Raw genomic sequence first — 17,671 nt, forward strand, 5'->3', positions numbered from 1 at the left:
GAGCCTGTTTTTAACGCAGCATCACCGAGCGCAGCCACTTTTCGTACAGAGCCTAAGGCTGCCGATGTAAGCCGGAGCTTCGTGGTTGTCGTTGCACGCTCATGCCGTGTGTAACGACGCCACAATCGCTTCAAATTCGTTTCTGCTTTTCGTGATCTCAAATGAAGGCCCATCCAGTGGATGGGCCTTCGCTGCGTCACTGAACATTGCCGGCGCCAATCCGGGAATCGGCATCGGTGCGATCATTGGCGGGCGCGTAATTGATCATCTGGGGATGGGCAGGGTGGGCTTCGCTGCAGCCGGGATCATCGTTCTGGCAATCCTGCTGGCCTGCGCGTTGATGAAGAGCAAGCCGACACCTGTCGCGGCCTAAACGGTGTCAGTGAACAATTGGTTACGCGCACCCTCGGCAATGGCGACCACGCCGGGGTGTCTGACCTTGCGTTCTACGGTAATGGCGTAGAACGATTCGGTCACCGCATCGGTCTGGCCGATGATCTCCACGCCATACTGACTCTGTACCTCACCAGCGATCACGGTGGGCGCTACGAATACGCCACTGCCCGATTTTCCGAAAGCCTTCATCAACGCGCTGTCATCGAATTCACCCACGATCCGTGGCTGGATCTTCAAATCGGCGAACCAGCGCATCAGACGACCCCGCACCACGGTTTCCTGACCCGGTATCAGCAGTGGAGCGCCCTGCATGCAGTGCGGAAAACCGGTTCCGATGCGTTCGGCCACTTCACGGGTCGCAAAAAAACTCACGCCGCATTCCCCCAGCTTCTGACTATGCCCCTTGATGTCGAGGTGAGGCGGCATCGGGCTGTCGGATATCACCAGATCCAGGCGTTGAATCGCAAGATCGGCCAGCAGCCGTTCAAGCTTGTCCTCGCGACAGGTGATGCGTATCGATCCCTCGAGGTCCATGGTCGGCGCAAGCAGGTGGTAAACGATGGATTTGGGCACCACATCGGCCACGCCTATCCGAAACAGCAATTGTTGTTCGTCGGGGTTTGAGCTCAGCAGGGCCTCAAGCTCGTTGCTCAGTTGAAACATCTGCTCGGCATAGGGCAGAGCCATTCGGCCAGCCTCGGTCATCTCCAGTTGCCGGCCCACGCGCTGGAAAAGATCCACGCCCAGGGTCGATTCCAGCAGGCTGATCTGGCCGCTGACGGTTTGCGGCGTTAGGTTCAGTTGCTCGCATGCACGAACAATGCTGCCGGTCTTGGCCACGACCCAGAAGTAGTGAAGCTGCCGGTAATTGAGCATGTCTATTCCCGATTCGTTAAAACCGAAGTATATCGTTTGTAAAATCGAATTTTCCGGATGTTTCCGCTTCTCTAGAATGCTGTTCCAACGCCGGACCCAACCTACTGTCCGGCCTTGGCTCTCGAGGGACACATGAAAAAATCATTTTACGCTGTACTTTTGGCTGGTTCGCTGTTGGTAATGGCAGGGTGCGATCAGATTGAGTCGTCCTCCAAGCAGATATTGAGCACGGCGGCCGATTCAGCCAAAAAAGCAATCGACGACACTCACCAGGCCGCGACCAAGGCGGTTGACGAGGCCAAACGGGAACTTTCGGTGCTGGAACCGGCACCAAGCTCCGCTGAACCCGAAAGCAAGTCCGGTAAAGAAATCTAACATTCGTTCAACTATTGGCTCAGGCAGGGCAGTGATCTATGGAATACCTATTGGAACTTGCGACCAGTCCGGCTGCGTGGATTGCGCTGGCGACGCTGGTCGTGATGGAAGTCGTACTGGGTATCGATAACCTGATCTTCATTTCGATCATCACCAACAAGCTGCCAGAGCATCAGCGCGAGAAGGCGAGGAAGCTGGGTATCGGCATGGCGCTGGTCATGCGCCTGGGCCTTTTGAGCACCGTGGCGTATATCGTGCAGTTGACCGAGCCCGTGTTTGAAATGTTTGGTCAGGCCTTCTCCTGGAAGGACATGATCCTGATCGCTGGTGGCCTGTTCCTGGTCTGGAAAGCGACCACGGAAATCCATCACAGCATGGACGTGAAGACCGAGGAAGAGAAAACCCTGAGCGCCACCGTGGCGTTGACCATGGGCAGCGCGATCGTTCAGATCCTGATGCTGGACCTGGTGTTCTCCATCGACAGCATCATCACCGCTGTGGGCATGACTGAGCATTTGCCGATCATGATCATCGCTGTAGTGAGTGCCGTGGTCGTGATGCTGGTTGCCGCCAACCCGCTGGCGAAATTCATCAACGACAACCCGACCGTGGTGATGCTGGCGCTGGGCTTCCTGATCATGATCGGTATGACGCTGATCGCCGAAGGCTTCGGTGCCCATGTTCCGAAGGGCTATATCTACGCCGCTATGACGTTCTCGGCAGCGATTGAAGGCCTGAACATGATGGTCCGCAGGGCCAAGCGCAAAAAGGCTGCACGGCTGGCTTCCAACGCCTGATCATACGTCGCATGAAAAAAACGGTCGGCCCGATTACTCGGGTCGACCGTTTTGCATTTCAGGGCCTTGCCGGAACCGCGCACAGCCTCAGTGAGCCGTGGCGGGGCTGGCCTTCGGTGCTCTGTCCAGCTTCAGGCGCTTGGGCGAGGGCGGGGTGACAGTGTGTGGGTGGTGACGACGGGACACGCGCATCACACCCCACAACATGGCAGTAGCCACCGCAAGCCACGAGGCGACCAGCATCACGATTGTCAATTCCAGGCTCATAAGTGCCTCCACGTTTCCTGCTTTTGTGTTGCATTCCCGATAACTGACAGTCTAGTACCGGGCATGTTGCGATTAATTGACCAATGGCGTTTTGGTATGACCGTTTCGCTCTATCACGGTCGCTTCGCTATACGCAAAGGCTATACCCGGCCTCTTGCGGGCTCTATGATCAGCGTTCAGATCGAGTGGTGATTGCTCGATGTCAGTTGAAGTGAGTGAACATGTTGTCCTTATCCATGCTTTCAAGCGCTATCCGCTTCAGAGGGCCATTGCTGCTGGCAGCGCTGGTGCTTTGCCTGTCGGGTTGCTCCTCAATGGTCACGCCGCAGATAAAGAGCCTGCCTGATCGGGTCGAGCTCAACTCCGTGCCGTTCTTCCGTGGCAACGCTTATCAGAGCGGTCCTGGCGCGCTGGCCAGTATGCTTGCCAATCAGCAGGTGCAGACCACTCCCGGTTTGCTGGACAAGCCCTTGCAACTGCCGGGCGCCGAAGATCGTCTGGAACAGAACATGCCCAGGGTCGCTCGCGAGTACGGCTTCATGGTGTACCCGCTCGATCACGATCTGCAGGCATTGCTGACTCAGGTGTCGGCTGGCTATCCGGTGATGCTGCGGTTCTCTCAGGGCTCTGCATTCTGGAAGGCGCCACGCTATGCCGTTCTGGTGGGCTACAATCGCGTGAAGGAAACCGTCCTGCTGAGCGCCGGCATGGACCGGCGCTATACCATGAGCTTCAGCAGTTTCGACTCTGCCTGGAAGAACGCAGGCAGTTGGGCGGTCTTGATCCAGTCGCCACGCCAATTACCTGCGCAAGTTGATGCGCAGCGCTGGCTGAAGGCCGCCGCCGATCTGGCGCAGGCCGGACAGGAGCAGGCGGCAGGTGAGGCGACCCGAACGCTGAATCGCGCCGTTAAATGAAATAGACAGCCAGAATGAAAAACGGCGCCCTTTGAGGCGCCGTTTTTCATGAGCCTCAGAAACCCAGTCGATCACGCAGGCTGTAATACCAGGCACCCAGCGCCGTCATGGGCGTGCGCAGCAACTGTCCGCCAGGGAACGGATAGTGCGGCAGGTCGGCGAACGCGTCAAAACGCTCGGCCTGACCGCGCAATGCTTCGGCCAGTACCTTGCCCGCCAGGTGGGTGTACGTGACCCCGTGGCCGCTGCAACCTTGCGAGTAATAGATGTTGTCGCCCAGCCGCCCGACCTGAGGCAGGCGAGACAGGGTCAGCAGGAAATTACCGGTCCACGCGTAGTCGATTTTCACGTCCTTGAGTTGCGGGAACGCCTTGAGCATCTTGGGGCGGATAATGGCTTCGATGTTGGCCGGGTCCCTTGCGCCATACACCACGCCGCCGCCGAAGATCAGACGTTTGTCGGCGCTCAGACGGTAGTAATCCAGCAGATAATTGCAGTCTTCGACGCAATAGTCCTGCGGCAGCAGGGATCTGGCCAGTTCTTCGTTCAGCGGTTCGGTGGTGATGACCTGAGTGCCACAGGGCATGGATTTGGCCGCCAGTTCCGGCACCAGATTACCCAGATAGGCATTACCCGCGACAATGATGAACCTGGCGCGGACCTTGCCCTGAGCGGTATGCACCACAGGGCTCGCGCCGCGCTCGATGCGAATCGCGGCTGACTGCTCATAAATGGTTCCGCCCAGCGTTTCCACTGCAGCCGCTTCGCCCAGTGCCAGGTTCAACGGGTGAATGTGGCCTCCGCTCATGTCCAGCAAGCCGCCGATATACTGCTCGCAGTTCACCACTTCATTGATGCGGCGCTGATCCATCAACTCCAATTGTGAATGGCCATAGCGTTCCCACAGCCGTTTCTGCGCTTCAAGATGAGCCATCTGCTTGCCTGTCAGAGCGGCAAACACACCGCCGTCTTTCAGGTCGCACTGTATGCCGTAGCGTGAGACGCGATCACGAATGATCGCCGCGCCTTCGAAGGCCATCTGCCCCAGCAGTTGTGCCTGTCGCGGGCCGACGGTCCGTTCAATCACGTCGATATCGCGGCTGTAGCTGTTGACGATCTGTCCGCCGTTACGGCCCGATGCGCCGAATCCTACCTTCGCCGCCTCGAGTACAGTCACTTTGAAGCCGTTCTCCAGAAGAAACAGCGCGCTGGAAAGCCCGGTATAGCCAGCCCCGATAATGCACACATCGGTTTCGACCTCGCCTTGCAGGGCGGGGCGTTCCGGCACTGGATTGGCCGAAGCGGCGTAGTAGGACTGCGGATAAGGCGTGTTGGCCATCCTGAAGCTCCGTTTAATATTCTTGACGATTGCGCCGATCCTACCCGAGATGACTACGCTCTGCCAGCCTCCGGGAAAAAGACTTTCCCCTCCCTTCGCTGTAAAAGCGTCGTTAATTCAGAGGGTTAGCGATAAAAACAGATTGACATGAAGATTAAAGCCGGTAGGATGCACACCCACAGCAGGCACGTAGCTCAGTTGGTTAGAGCACCACCTTGACATGGTGGGGGTCGTTGGTTCGAGTCCAATCGCGCCTACCAGACAAAATCCGCTCTGCTGGGCGGTCCAGAAAGGCTCACCGAAAGGTGAGCCTTTTTTGTTTCCGTTTTTTGGCACTTAGGCCGGGATCAAACGCGTCAGTACTTTATTCAAGCAATGGCAGCGGTTTCCATCGAACTGCTGCCCCAGGCGTACCTGTCGAAGCCTTGAGCTGATGGCAGTAAAGCGGTGCCAGTAGATGGTGCGCGTATGCCTTGCGATCAGATGCGTGTTTTCGGACAAAATAAACACGCAGACGGCCCGGCCAAATAATCCGCATATTCAGTCAGTTAGTGCAAAAAAAGCCATTGACACTCATCTGAATATCCGTAGAATGCCGACCCACAGCAGGCACGTAGCTCAGTTGGTTAGAGCACCACCTTGACATGGTGGGGGTCGTTGGTTCGAGTCCAATCGCGCCTACCAAACAAAATCCGCTCTGCTGGGCGGTCGAGAGGGGGAATCCGAAAGGGTTCCCCTTTTCTGTTTCTTGAGAAAACGTTCACAATCTATAGGCATCGTTCACACACCGCAATGGGAATGTCTGTTCTCGTTCAAACCGTCGTTCACACGAACGTTCACACCTCATTCACAGTGGCATTCACACGAGTAAATGTGAACGACCATAGCTAACCTCCTGATCTGTATAGCCTGATCACCTTCTTGTTAAGGTGGTGCTCATTGTTCGTGGCCTCACAATGGCAAGCTTCTAACCAACTGAGCTACGTGCCTGCTGTGGGCTGGACGCTACCCAACCCCTCTGTGGAATTTTCTTGACGCTCAAGGCAAGGGCCAATTTCTGTGTGCGTGGGGCCATCAAGGCGAGAGGGGTAGGCAGGGGGTTAGGGGTTGTCCTTTCTTATGCATTGCGTCAAGGAAATTTCTAGGAGAAATGCTGGCAGTCTGATATCTAGGTCAAAGATCCCAGCAGGTAGGAAGCTATGTACACAGGTTTTTGGATTCGTGATCAGCACATATTCGGTCCGCAAGGCTACACAGGCCATTGGATTACAGATGGGCATATATTTGGACCAAATGGTTATACGCATTGCTGGATCAGTGAAGGGTACGTATACAGCGGGTCGGGTTACACGAGCTACTGGATAGACGACGACCATATCTTTGGCCAGGGCTCTACACTCCCGTGGCTATCGTGAAGAGTCCTAACGGAAAAATTAGCCTAAGCGGTCTCGCAGCTGGGCTGCTGATGCTATCGATAATCGGCTACATCGCAATGTCGGAAGGGGCCAAAGAAGGCGCTCTGATGGCTGAATGCGTTGAGGGAAAGCTTCAGTCCTTGAATCAGTACGTGTCGGATAGAGATGTTGCGTATAGAATTGCTGTGAGTACTTGCAGTAGATATAATCGGGACGGAGTCGTGAAGATTCCGCTCGATGAGAAATAGGCAAACGGGCCTAGCAGACGCTAAACGGTATGTCCCAGTGAGTGGGATGCTTTGAGGTCAGTAGTGCCATAGCGAACCTTCAATGGTGTAGTGGTGGCGGGAACGCTGAGAGGACAGTGGGAGGCGGTTTGTAGACCTCCCCAGCTAGGCATGGCTGATATGCCAGCATATCCCTTCTGGCTTCGTTAGGGGGGGCGGGCACTGGTAGCTGAACTATCAGGCACAGTTGACACACTGAGGTGTGCTCCCTGTGGTGCAGAGCGTAACGCTCCCTAGCGACAGCTTTGTCCAATGTAATGTGGTCGTAGGTGTGAGAGGTCAATACACTCCACCTCTTTTAATAAATAATTCTCTCAGTTTGATGACGCTAAGCTCAGTCTTCGAAAGTCTGCTTCCCATTCCTCGGCTACTTTAGCTTCCTTAGCTAGATGGCCTTCAATGTCTTGTTTCTTTGGACGGCCTACTGGTCTAGTTACACCAGCAATCTTAAGAAGTTCCTTAACAGCAGGGATGCTTCCTTCGTTAAGCGCATACTTCAATGACTCAAGGGACTTGTCGAACCAGTAAAGTCGATGTTCTTCTTTCCATCCTTGGTTTTCTGCATGGCTATCTAGCAGGGCGAGACTAACTCCAAGTGTCTTGGCTAGCTCAATGTGTGAGTAAGCTTCTACGTATTGCTGTTTGTGTTCGTCTTGAATGTTCATGTTGTTCTCTTTAAATGTGTAAGAATAGTAGTGGGCTTTCAGCAGGAGTCACTGCGTGACAGCAGAAGCAAGAGCACGCCACGTAGTGGCATACGCAATAAAGAAAGATCAAGAGTAATACATACTGGTAGGTAGTTCGCTTTTGATTCTCTCTTTTATGCGTGCTCTTGTCAGCTATGCTGACGTTGCTTTTGCTTTTAAGAAAGATCCATCGATAGATGGTAGTCTAAGGGTAGTGTCTTACTTAATGTCCTAAGAAAGGAGTGATACCCGTCAGCTTGCTGACGTTAAGGTGTTCTTAGAAATTTCCCAATTTTTCTTAAGGAGTCTTTAAGGGGTTTTGGGAAAAAGTAATGCTGACGTTGGGAATTATGCTGCTTGCTTAAGCCCTGCTGTCCAATTGAGGATGGATTTGTATGGTACGCCCAAGGTTTCAGCAATATCTTTTCGGCTCACACTTTTCTCAATGAACAGAGAGATGGCTTCAGCTTGTAGCATGGCTTTAGCCTTCTTCAAGTCTGACTTCTCCTTCTCCCAGGGAGGCATAACCAATTCAGTATTGATGACGGCCAGTCTTCCAAGTAAGCCTTGAAGGTAATTCGCCATGTCCATGTTTTGTACGAATAGTAGCACTGGTTCCATATTGTCTCTGTCTCTCAGAGAAGTGCGAGCAATGGCCTGTAGGGTGCTCTCATAAAAGCGTTCAAACTCAATGGCCTTTCTAATCTCTTGTACTGGTACGCCCAGCATATCACTCAAGCTATGAAAGCTTAGGGCATCATCAGGACTTACATTGCCGTGCTGAAGGCAGATAGCAATACGTCTGTCTTGATAGCCATTGATGCCCCTGCTATCGATTGGTAGCGTGGTTACATTGCTCTTGAAGTTATACTTAACCCATTCATGCATGAAGGCTAAGCTTTCTTCATTCCCGATCATTGCGGTTACGCAGCGTAGCCAGTCAGCCAACTGTACGCCATCATCCCAGGCATCAGCAATCTTGCCATTACGCTGCATCATGCTCTGAGTCTTGGAGTATTTACCTGTAAGGAAAGGATGTAGCTCAACACGCTTGCCATAACCATCAAACTCTGGTGTGAATATAGATGGTTCAAACTGCCAGCCTTGGTAGGTGGCATGAATGCCCAGTAGCGTGTCCCTGACGTTGTTGGCGAGAATGTGAACACTGTTGGCATAAGAGAACGCTGGTAAGAAGTCCCTATAGCTCACAATGCGTACTAGGCGCTTACCCTTGGCAGATAGAGCCTCTACCTCTACGCTACATTTGGGCTCTGTCAAAGCCTTCAATACGTCAATGGCTGTATTGCTTAGGGCGCTGCTATCTTTTGATTTAATCATGCCTTCAATCAGAGAGGTGTACTCAGGTTTGAGTGATGCCTTCTTGCTGGGACTGATATCTAGATAGTTCGCAATGCTTCCAAGGTAGCTGCCACTATCGAACAGGTGGGCCTTGCAATCAGAGACGCTAGGCACCTCATCCACTACTAGCTCCCAACCATCAAGGAGCTTAGGGTTTACTCGACGTAACGCTTCATGAGTAATCATGATCAAGGGGGCACTGTTCAACGCCAGCACATGCTCAAGGTGCAAGGTCACATGATCTACAGTCTCAGAGGTAATGACCAATGGAGAAATGCCAGCCTTGACGTTTATGTCTAAGGCTAGCTCCTTGATAAGCTTGTTCGTGGGCATTGCATAAACAATGTTGTTGTCTATGATTAGCTGAGGCAGTGATTGAATAAACTTGGTGGACTTGCCGCTGCCCGGAAGGGCTTCAGCAATGAACAGTGTTTTTTCTTTCATAGATTCCTTATCGTCGTTTTCTATATTGCTCAATGTGCTTTAGGTCCAAGCGAGAGACATAGCCTGCTGTCTGTAAGGAGATTCGATGTTTCAGGGAAAGGGCGTAGATGGCTTTAGTATTGCCTTTAGACGCTATCAGTTCTTTAGCTACACCTCGCCTAATACTGACGGGGATGAGGTATTTTGTTCGGTACTCTACGTCAGGGATGTTGATGTAGTCGTCATCTGAATTCATATATACATTTCATGCTGTACATGCCATAACTGCTAAGGCTAGTCTGGCAATAGTAAGGAAGGTTAGGCAGATGGCATACACAATGAATGCTGTAACCACCCAGCTAATGATTGTTTTCATTTGGTAGGTTTGCTTACTTCCATATCATCAATGATCTTGTGTAGAGCAAACGCTGAAGTGAACGTACCTTCCAATGGTGAGTTCTTAGGGAGACCCACGCACACATAACTTCCACGTTGATGCATCTGATAGCTAACCCCCTTATAAATCTTCACTTCACCTACAAGACTGTTGTTGCTAACCTCTGCATGTTCAATCATAGCCTTTAGCTGGGCCTTACGATGTTCTTGATACTGACGCTCGCCTTCTGACATGTAGTAGTTCATTCCTGAACTCCTAGGCGCTTATAGACGCTAGCCTTAATCGCTTTCATAGCATCAGTTTGGTTCTTACCTGTTGCTGCTGGCCCGCTAATGATGCTTCGTGTTACGCCGGTGAAGTTCCCTTGTGAGTCATACTGGTTATTACTAGGTTTGCTAGTGGTTCGATCAAGGCGTGCTTGCTGCACAGCCACTTGCATATCCAGACTTTCACGAATCAGCGGATCTTCTTTGTAGAGACGCTCAAGGGTGGCTTGTCTAACCTGTTTCATAATAGCTACAGCATCCTTGGAGCTGTCAAGTGCTCGGAGAGGGCGTGCCTCCTGTTCCAGTACCCATCCTGAACTACGTGCTAGCTCCTTGATTTCCTCAAGGGAGCGGCCTGTCTCTTGTGATAGTGATACAAGGTCTTCGTGTTTGTATGTACGCATATGTGTGTTCCTTATTGGAGAGGATTAGTTAGAGAGTGATAATGCGATATTGATATCGAGCTGAATGGGCTTTGCCAGTCTTTCTACGCTCAACCATTGCTGTTGCTACCAGATGTTTTAGAACGCTTTCTACAGAGCGTCTGGGGAGCCCTGTAGCAGCACAAAACTCAGCGCTTGAGATAGTAGACCAGCCAAAGACATCAGCTTGATTACGTACCATAAGCCAAATGATCTTTCTTGGCAGTGTGTTAAGCTGGTTGTGTTGCAAAGCAACAATCTGTTCTAAAGTGATAGACATTTAATCTTACCTATATAAGTTGATAGTTAAAGGCAGCCCCCTATATCCCCCATAAGATTGGGCGTGATATTATCTAGGAGGAAGTCTCGTGTTCCTACATCGCGTAATGGCGAGTAAGGAGGATGGTGCTAGAGGGTGTAGCAAGTGAGAGAGGGTTGCAGAAGGAGAAAAGCTTCTCCTATATATACTATACCTCGTTTTGAGAGAATTCCCTTCAAATTAAATTGAGATATTTTTCTCACTCAAATATATCTATACCTAGATTTGAGGCAAAAGTCCTCAAACTATTTTTAAAGTTGGCTCATTAGTTTGTTTTGATACTATGAGATAAGAGAGTGTGCGTGTTCCTACGCTTCCTGTAAGGCTCTGTAAGGCACGCTATAAGCAAAGCCTGCAACTGATGAGGATAAGAGTCTTACGCCTCACCAGTGAGCTTGTAGGGCCTCAGTCAATCAGATGTAATACATCCTTAGCATTCAGGTGGGAGTATCTGGCGAAAGACCTAGTGTCTCTATGTCCAGAGACAATCATTATCTGAGCGTTGTTAAACCCTCTCTTAGCTACATTGGTTATTCTTGTATGTCTGAGTTGGTGTAGCCTGACATTGCTATCAAGGTTAGCTGCTGTTCTAGCTCTCCTGATGGCCTGAGAGACGCTGTGAGGCGCTACAGAGAACAGTCTGCCTCTTGGTAGGCGTTCTGCTAGAGCATGTCTTTGAGCCTTTTTCAGAAGCTCTATTGCACGTAGGGTCAGGGGCACTGAGCGTGTACCATTCTTGCCATCCACTACGTCCACAATCCTTTGTTCCAGATGCAGGCAGTTAACTGTCAGCTTCAGTATCTCAGAACGACGCATAGCTGTTTCGTATGCAAGCTCTGCTATCAGGGCCATTGTGGGTGATAGCTCATTGAGGATTAGACGTAGCTCACCAGCAGTTACCACCTTGTCACTGGACTTGTCGGGCTTAGGTAGGGTGATATCACAGACAGGGTTAGGTATGTCTATTAGCAGGCCACGCTTAGCGTACTTGAAGAACCGAGAGAGGAACGCTAGTTGATGTCTGCATGTGGCTGCCTTGACGGTCTGTAAGCGCATCAGTTTGAAATCGTTTACTAGCTTAGGGGTTATGTCATGAATTGACTGAGGGAAGGCGTGAGCTAGTTGCTCAACGATCTGGACAGCATGGGTGTAGGAACCCTTGCCCTTGAGGTGGGAGTCACAGTAGGTCATGCCCAATGTGAATATGGTGTGTTGCTTGTGGTCCTTGATGACAGCTTCAAGCTTGTCAGCCCATGCCTGAGCCTCTGCCTGTGTAGAAAATGTCTTCGACTGAGGGGGTTTCCCTTTCAATCTGACCTGAGCGTTCCAGTTGCCTGATGGTAGGGAGCGGATGTTAGCCATGTTGACGCCTCATGATGTGAATGGGCGTTCTCTCAAGGCCATAGCCTGTAGGGGCTACGCGTTGTGGTTCCTCTCCTTGACATGGTGGGGGTCGTTGGTTCGAGTCCAATCGCGCCTACCAAACAAAATCCGCTCTGCTGGGCGGTGATGAAAAGGGCGATCCGAAAGGGTCGCCCTTTTTTTTGCGTGCGTTTTACAGGGTCGCGCCCGGGCTTGCCTCAAATGCGCCAGCGCTTGGGCGCATCGAGGCCGGGTTCACCCTTGTAGAGCAAATGATTTGACGATGGACTTGGTGGCCGGGCTCGCTTTCAGATCGCTGACGTTCTTGGGGGCGAGCCATTTGCAGGCAGCGATCTCGTTTTGCGGTCTGGCTTCACTGGAGTCAGGCACCAGTGTGATGAACACGTGGTGGGTCACCCGGTCCTGTTCATACTCGGCCAGATAACGCAGCTCCAGATTTTCCAGGCCTGTCTCTTCGTTCAGCTCGCGCGCTGCGGCCTGTGCCGGAGTTTCTCCGGGCTCGACTTTGCCGCCTGGCAAGGCCCATTTGGATTTTGGTTTGCGCACGTAGAGGATTTGTCCGTCTCGCTTGCAGATGACTGTCGCTCGTTTTTTCATATCCCTTCACCTGTTAGCGTCCCTTACCTTCAATATCTGCAAGGACTTCATGAACTTGAGACCGGCACGCAGCAAGCGATAGTCACTAAATTGTAATAAAAAGTTCATTTATATGAATAGAGCACAATCAGTGCCATGAATTGAGCTTAGTCGAAGAGCGGCGAGCGCTTCATTCAGCGAGTGCTCGGCCCCTGGCTTCAGAAATGTCTGACGAGATCACGCGTTGCGATGTGTTGCGAGAGTTTCTGAAAGGTCCTGTCGTCGGCGGCCGCGAGTATTTTTCGGCCGTCCTTCAGCGTCGTCAGGAACGTTATTTCCTTTTCCTCGCCTGCCAGCATGACGCCTGCCGCAGCGCCCACAGGCCCGAGTACCAATGCGCCCGCCAGACCGTAGCCTATGGCGCCTTCGATTTTTTTACTGGAAGCCTGGCTGGCCATTTCCACTGACTTGATATCGCCGTGCTTGAAACTGATACCCGGCCAAGGGAAGAGAGGCGTTACGAGGGTGATGGTGCCAGCACGGTACTCTCCATCACCTTGAAGAAAGTCACCCGCTAAAATTTTGATCTTAGCCATGTGTAATTCTCCGTCCATTGAGTTGGCGCGTTTCAATCGAGCAACTATTTCGCGCCCCAAAAAAGTGCGTGTCAATGCTCTGGAGACGAGTTGCGGAAGCTAAAGACGAAAGGTTCGACGTTCGTCCGCGTTCCACACTGCCGGAAAGCGGAACGCATGATCGGCAGGGGGCTCGAAATTGCAGCGTCGGGCGGCGGCCTGTCATGAGGCGGGACATGTGTGTGCATGAGGGTAGGCATCAGGTTGACAGTGGCGGTCTGGCTGGCATGCCGCCAGCCGGACCGCCTGTGAAGGTCAGGCTGCAGAGGCTTCCTGCTTGAGCGTTGCCATGTCGATCACGAAACGATATTTAACGTCGCCCTTGAGCATGCGCTCGTAAGCTTCGTTGATGTCCTGCATGGCAATTTCTTCGATGTCCGACACGATGTTGTGTTTGGCGCAGAAGTCGAGCATCTCCTGGGTTTCCTGAATGCCGCCAATCAACGAGCCTGCCAGGCTGCGACGTTTGAAGATCAGGTTGAACACGGCTGGCGACGGGTGAGGTGTAGCGGGGGCGCCGACCAGTGTCATGGTGCCGTCGCGCTTGAGCAGCCCCAGGAATGCATCCAGGTCATGAGGTGCGGCAACGGTATTGAGGATGAAATCCAGGCTGTTGGCGTGAGCGGCCATTTCATCAGCGTTTTTGGAGACCACCACTTCGTCCGCGCCGAGACGCTTACCGTCTTCGCGTTTGTTAGGCGACGTGGTGAACAGCACTACATGAGCACCCATGGCGTGCGCAATCTTCACGCCCATGTGGCCCAGACCACCCAGCCCCACGACTCCGACTTTCTTGCCGGGACCGACTTTCCAGTGACTCAGCGGCGAGTAGGTGGTGATGCCCGCACACAGCAACGGTGCAACGGCCGCCAGATTCTGGTCGGGCGCGATGCGCAGGACGAACTTCTCTTTGACGACGATTTTGTCAGAGTAACCGCCGAAGGTGTTTTCGCCGCCGAAGACCGGCCCGTTGTAGGTGCCGGTAAAACCGCTCTCGCAGTACTGCTCTTCGTTGTCGGCGCAGGACGGGCACGTCTGGCAACTGTCGACCATGCAGCCGACGCCAGCCAGATCGCCTACCTTGAATTTGGTCACATTGGCACCGACGGCAGTGACTTTGCCGACGATCTCATGGCCTGGCACCGACGGATAAAGCGTGTTGTGCCATTCGTTACGGGCCGTGTGCAGGTCAGAGTGGCAGACACCGCAGTAAAGGATGTCGATCTGAACATCGTCGGCGCCCGGAGCGCGTCGTTCGAATTGGTAAGGTGCGAGCTTGTCGGTGGCAGCCTGGGCTGCATAGCTGTAAGTCTTGATCATTGCGATCACCTGTCCAGTATGTGTTTGGCGAAGAAACCGCAGACAGAATAGTGTGGAAGATGCGATGTTGTCCGCTGCGGGAGCCGTTTATGACCTGAAAAACCATCAATTAGTGCCATGATCACCGCCATATTCAGTGAATGAGGCAGCCGACTTGAAGGTACAATCCTTGCATTGAAATTGTTGCCTGAATGTGACAGCGCACTGCCAACCCTTGTCAGAAGCGTGAACTATATTCGCCGTCTGTTTCTGAATCTGGTATCGAAATGACAGTTCCACCTTTGGCCTCCTGCATGCGCCAGCCGACTGATAGCGCGGCTCCCTGCGATGCACTGCGCGACCGCCGTCACCGGCTTTCCAGTCATCAGGCCATTGATGAGCTTCTGGCTGTGACACGCAGTCAGATCCCGGCAGTGCCTTGGGCGGTCTATATCGCAGGTGAGCAAAAGCGCCTGTTGGGGCAGGGTGCGCTTCATTACGATTGGCCCGAGCAGATTCCCGTTGGCCAGTTTGAGTCGTTCTGTAACGAAGGACAGGTCTATCGGTGGGCGACAGGTCAAGGTGAGGAGGCACTTGGCTGGCTGCTGGCACCCTTGTCTGAACAACATAATCCGGCACTGGTCGATCTTGCTGTCAGGCTGGGCTCGTTGTTGCAGAGCGCTGCACTGGTCAGGGCGCAGATTACCCAGAGGGCGCTTTACGAGATCAGCCTGCTGGCCAGCTCCACCCATGAACGAGGCACACTGCTGCAAGGCATTCACCAGCAGCTCGGCACGCTGATCGATGCCGAGAACTTCTATCTGGCGCTTTACGACAGCCAGTCCGGCAAGATCACCTATCCGTATTACATCGACCGTTTCGACGATGAAGCGATGGCCCCGGAAACCTTCGAGTACCTGGATCCCGCCAGTATCTCCATGACCGGCTATGTGCTGACCCAGGGGCAGTCCATGTTTCTCGATGCCGCGGGCATCGAAGAAGCAGAAGCGGCTGGCCGTTTCAGGTGCAGAGGGCGTCGTCCGGAATTCTGGATGGGGGCGCCGCTGAAAAACGCCTCGGATGAAGTGTTCGGCATGGTTGCGATGCAGGTCTATGACGTGTCCCGTGTCTACAGCGCTCAGGATCGGGCGTTGTTTTCGGTGGTGTCCAGGCATGTGGCCATGGCAATGGACAGGCTGTTGCACCGTGCCCACCTTGAGCAGACCGTGCTGTTGCGCACCCAGCAACTGTCTGCCGCCAACGTCGCGTTGCGTCTGGAAGTGGCCGAGCGCGAGCGTGCCGAGCATCTGCAAAGTGCGTTGTTTCAGATTGCCGAGCTGTCCAGCCGTCCCGGAGACATGAACGAGCTGTTCCAGAGCCTGCATACGATCGTGGGTGAACTGCTGGTCGCGCTCAACTTCTATATCGCGCTTTACGAGGAAAGTACGGGCGAGGTCACCTTTCCCTACTACATTGACGAGCGTCTGACGCAGTCGCCTGCGCCCCGGCGTGGTCAGCGCGGGTTCACCGAATATGTCATTCGCCAGCGCCGTCCGTGCCTGATCGACAGTGAAGACGCACTCAGGCTGGAAGCTGCGGGCGAGATCGAAGTGCAGAATCAGTCCAACCGCTCGACGTCCTGGCTGGGCATTCCGCTGTTCGAAGCTGAGGAAGTGCGGGGTGTTCTGGCTGTTCAGAGCTATTCGCGTCACGTCAGCTATACCTTGCGCGATCAGGAGTTGCTGACCTTCGTGTCACGCCATATCGATACGGCGCTCTCTCGCCGAAGCGCTGCCGAGGCGATTCATACCGCCAACCTGCGTCTGGAGGCGCGGGTACTGGACCGGACTCGTGAACTGGATCAGTTGAACGCAAGGCTCCAGTATGAAAACGCTCATGATTCGCTGACGGGGCTGCCCAATCGCAGCTACTTGCAGCAACGATTGCAGGTGGCCTGGGAGGATTTCTGCGGCCGGGGGCGGGCACTGGTGGTGATGTTCATCGATCTGGATCGCTTCAAGATCGTCAACGACAGCCTTGGCCACCACTGTGGCGACTTGCTGCTGGTTCAGGCGGCGCAGCGTTTGCGCAATTGCATGCGTGACGGTGACCTGCTGGCCCGTTTAGGCGGCGACGAGTTTGCCGTGCTGGGCTTCGGCGCGCGATTGAGCGCCGGTGTCGGGATAGCCCAGCGCATCCTCACGGCATTCGAATTGCCCTTTATGATCGATGAACACACGGTGTTTACGTCCTGCAGCATCGGCGTGGTCGGGGCCGATGGTCAGTTCCACAAGGAGCCCGCAGACCTGTTGCGTGATGCCGATACAGCGATGTACACGGTGAAGAGCGGCGGACGTGATGGCTGTGCAGTCTTCAACCAGGCATTGCGCCGTCAGGTTTCGGATCAGATGGATCAGGAAGGTGCATTGCGTACGGCGCTGAAACGTACCGATCAGCTTATTCCCTATTTTCAACCCATCACCTGCCTGGAGACCGGCAGACTGCTGGCGCTGGAGGCGTTGATTCGCTGGCGACAGCCTGACGGGCAGGTGGTCACTCCCGAGTGTTTCCTGCCGGCGCTGGAGGGCCTGCGGCTGATTGGCCGTCTGGACCTGTACATGCTCAGGCAGGTCATTGCGATTCTGGCTGACCCGGCCAATGCGCATCTGCCTCCGGTCCATGTGAACTGCTCCAGCTACAGCATTACCCGACCGGCGTTTGCAGGCGAAGTGCTTTCCATGCTGGTCGAGTACGGCGTATCCCCGGCCAGACTGTGCCTTGAACTCACCGAAGGCGCGCTGGTTGCGGACCCCGAACAGGCCCGTCTGTCCATGAAGCAACTGGCGGATCAGGGCATGTCGGTGGTGCTGGATGACTTCGGGGCCGGGTTTTCCTCTCTCAGCTATGTGCACCAGTACCATTTCAGCGGTTTGAAGATCGACAAGTCGTTCATCTTCGAATTGACCACCAGTGATCGAAGCCGCGCGATCGTGCGGGCGATTGTAAGGATGGCCGAATCGCTGGACCTGACCGTGGTAGCCGAAGGGGTGGAAGACCTGCAGACGCTGGAACTGTTGCGCGAGATGGGTGCCGGTCAGGCTCAGGGCTATTACTTTGCGGGCCCGTTGCCGCTGGAACAGTTGCAGGTCGTTCAGGGCCAGACCGCCCTGTGACGGCAACGCTTTGCCGCGTTTGGCGTGGTTGAGCAGGTTGATCACGTAAACGTCATCTTTCTGC

At 53.8% G+C, this 17,671-nt stretch carries 16 protein-coding genes, 3 tRNA genes and 1 pseudogene; 8 read left to right on the plus strand and 12 right to left on the minus strand.

The annotated features are described in order from the left end of the window. Window positions 1-184: 184 nt before the first annotated feature. A pseudogene (locus tag KDX39_RS02050) lies at window positions 185-373 on the plus strand (MFS transporter); the annotation flags it as partial. Here the strand turns inward: KDX39_RS02050 and nhaR are convergent. After that, complete coding sequence (gene nhaR / locus KDX39_RS02055) at window positions 370-1,272, minus strand: transcriptional activator NhaR (protein WP_231659182.1); 903 nt, start codon at window positions 1,270-1,272, stop codon at window positions 370-372. The pseudogene KDX39_RS02050 and the gene nhaR sit on opposite strands and share 4 nt — an antisense overlap. 132 nt (window positions 1,273-1,404) lie before the next feature. On the opposite strand from nhaR, the gene KDX39_RS02060 reads away from it, so the two are divergent. Beyond that, window positions 1,405-1,647 (plus strand): hypothetical protein, encoded by a 243-nt coding sequence (locus tag KDX39_RS02060; RefSeq protein WP_099230347.1) that lies wholly within the window; start codon window positions 1,405-1,407, stop codon window positions 1,645-1,647. A 38-nt stretch (window positions 1,648-1,685) separates the two neighbouring features. Then, complete coding sequence (locus KDX39_RS02065) at window positions 1,686-2,444, plus strand: TerC family protein (RefSeq protein ID WP_231659183.1); 759 nt, start codon at window positions 1,686-1,688, stop codon at window positions 2,442-2,444. An 87-nt stretch (window positions 2,445-2,531) separates the two neighbouring features. On the opposite strand, the gene KDX39_RS02070 is transcribed toward KDX39_RS02065, so the two are convergent. Then, window positions 2,532-2,711, minus strand: coding sequence for a hypothetical protein (locus KDX39_RS02070; protein WP_231659184.1), 180 nt, complete (start codon window positions 2,709-2,711; stop codon window positions 2,532-2,534). A gap of 221 nt (window positions 2,712-2,932) precedes the next feature. Between KDX39_RS02070 and KDX39_RS02075 the strand changes: the two genes are divergently transcribed. Continuing rightward, window positions 2,933-3,628, plus strand: a complete 696-nt coding sequence (locus tag KDX39_RS02075) for a peptidase C39 family protein (RefSeq protein WP_231659185.1) — start codon at window positions 2,933-2,935, stop codon at window positions 3,626-3,628. Window positions 3,629-3,683: 55 nt separating this feature from the next. Here the strand turns inward: KDX39_RS02075 and KDX39_RS02080 are convergent, their stop codons facing one another. Beyond that, the gene (locus KDX39_RS02080; RefSeq protein WP_231659186.1) at window positions 3,684-4,967 is read right to left on the minus strand and encodes an NAD(P)/FAD-dependent oxidoreductase; all 1,284 of its coding nucleotides are present in this window, start codon (window positions 4,965-4,967) and stop codon (window positions 3,684-3,686) included. Between the two features lie 183 nt (window positions 4,968-5,150). Between KDX39_RS02080 and KDX39_RS02085 the strand changes: the two genes are divergently transcribed. Then, window positions 5,151-5,227 (plus strand) — tRNA-Val (locus tag KDX39_RS02085). Between the two features lie 347 nt (window positions 5,228-5,574). Continuing rightward, window positions 5,575-5,651 (plus strand) — tRNA-Val (locus tag KDX39_RS02090). Between the two features lie 1,332 nt (window positions 5,652-6,983). Here the strand turns inward: KDX39_RS02090 and KDX39_RS02095 are convergent. The 6 genes from KDX39_RS02095 to KDX39_RS02120 form a co-directional block, all read right to left on the minus strand. Next, window positions 6,984-7,334, minus strand: coding sequence for a hypothetical protein (locus tag KDX39_RS02095; RefSeq protein WP_231659187.1), 351 nt, complete (start codon window positions 7,332-7,334; stop codon window positions 6,984-6,986). Between the two features lie 369 nt (window positions 7,335-7,703). Continuing rightward, window positions 7,704-9,158, minus strand: coding sequence for a DEAD/DEAH box helicase family protein (locus KDX39_RS02100; protein ID WP_231659188.1), 1,455 nt, complete (start codon window positions 9,156-9,158; stop codon window positions 7,704-7,706). Window positions 9,159-9,509: 351 nt separating this feature from the next. After that, window positions 9,510-9,779 (minus strand): hypothetical protein, encoded by a 270-nt coding sequence (locus KDX39_RS02105; RefSeq protein WP_231659189.1) that lies wholly within the window; start codon window positions 9,777-9,779, stop codon window positions 9,510-9,512. Continuing rightward, window positions 9,776-10,204: a hypothetical protein gene (locus KDX39_RS02110; protein WP_210041318.1), complete on the minus strand. Its 429-nt coding sequence runs from the start codon at window positions 10,202-10,204 to the stop codon at window positions 9,776-9,778. The genes KDX39_RS02105 and KDX39_RS02110 overlap by 4 nt, the downstream gene beginning before the upstream one ends. 28 nt (window positions 10,205-10,232) lie before the next feature. Continuing rightward, window positions 10,233-10,502 (minus strand): hypothetical protein, encoded by a 270-nt coding sequence (locus KDX39_RS02115; protein ID WP_231659190.1) that lies wholly within the window; start codon window positions 10,500-10,502, stop codon window positions 10,233-10,235. A 444-nt stretch (window positions 10,503-10,946) separates the two neighbouring features. After that, on the minus strand, window positions 10,947-11,903 hold the full coding sequence (locus tag KDX39_RS02120; protein WP_231659191.1) for a tyrosine-type recombinase/integrase: 957 nt from the start codon (window positions 11,901-11,903) through the stop codon (window positions 10,947-10,949). A gap of 51 nt (window positions 11,904-11,954) precedes the next feature. Between KDX39_RS02120 and KDX39_RS02125 the strand changes: the two genes are divergently transcribed. Next, window positions 11,955-12,024: transfer RNA gene (locus KDX39_RS02125), tRNA-OTHER, on the plus strand. A gap of 134 nt (window positions 12,025-12,158) precedes the next feature. On the opposite strand, the gene KDX39_RS02130 is transcribed toward KDX39_RS02125, so the two are convergent. The 3 genes from KDX39_RS02130 to KDX39_RS02140 all read right to left on the minus strand — a co-directional run bounded on the left by KDX39_RS02130 (window position 12,159) and on the right by KDX39_RS02140 (window position 14,455). Continuing rightward, complete coding sequence (locus tag KDX39_RS02130; protein ID WP_231659192.1) at window positions 12,159-12,521, minus strand: NUDIX hydrolase; 363 nt, start codon at window positions 12,519-12,521, stop codon at window positions 12,159-12,161. A 197-nt stretch (window positions 12,522-12,718) separates the two neighbouring features. Then, window positions 12,719-13,096 (minus strand): hypothetical protein, encoded by a 378-nt coding sequence (locus KDX39_RS02135; protein ID WP_231659193.1) that lies wholly within the window; start codon window positions 13,094-13,096, stop codon window positions 12,719-12,721. 294 nt (window positions 13,097-13,390) lie between these two features. Next, complete coding sequence (locus tag KDX39_RS02140; RefSeq protein ID WP_231659194.1) at window positions 13,391-14,455, minus strand: NAD(P)-dependent alcohol dehydrogenase; 1,065 nt, start codon at window positions 14,453-14,455, stop codon at window positions 13,391-13,393. 266 nt (window positions 14,456-14,721) lie between these two features. Between KDX39_RS02140 and KDX39_RS02145 the strand changes: the two genes are divergently transcribed. Beyond that, a complete protein-coding gene (locus KDX39_RS02145; protein ID WP_231659195.1) occupies window positions 14,722-17,607 on the plus strand; it encodes a bifunctional diguanylate cyclase/phosphodiesterase in 2,886 nt (961 codons plus the stop codon). The last annotated feature ends 64 nt before the right edge of the window (window positions 17,608-17,671 follow it).

Source organism: Pseudomonas sp. CDFA 610 (assembly GCF_021147865.1).
Classification (GTDB): domain Bacteria; phylum Pseudomonadota; class Gammaproteobacteria; order Pseudomonadales; family Pseudomonadaceae; genus Aquipseudomonas; species Aquipseudomonas alliivorans.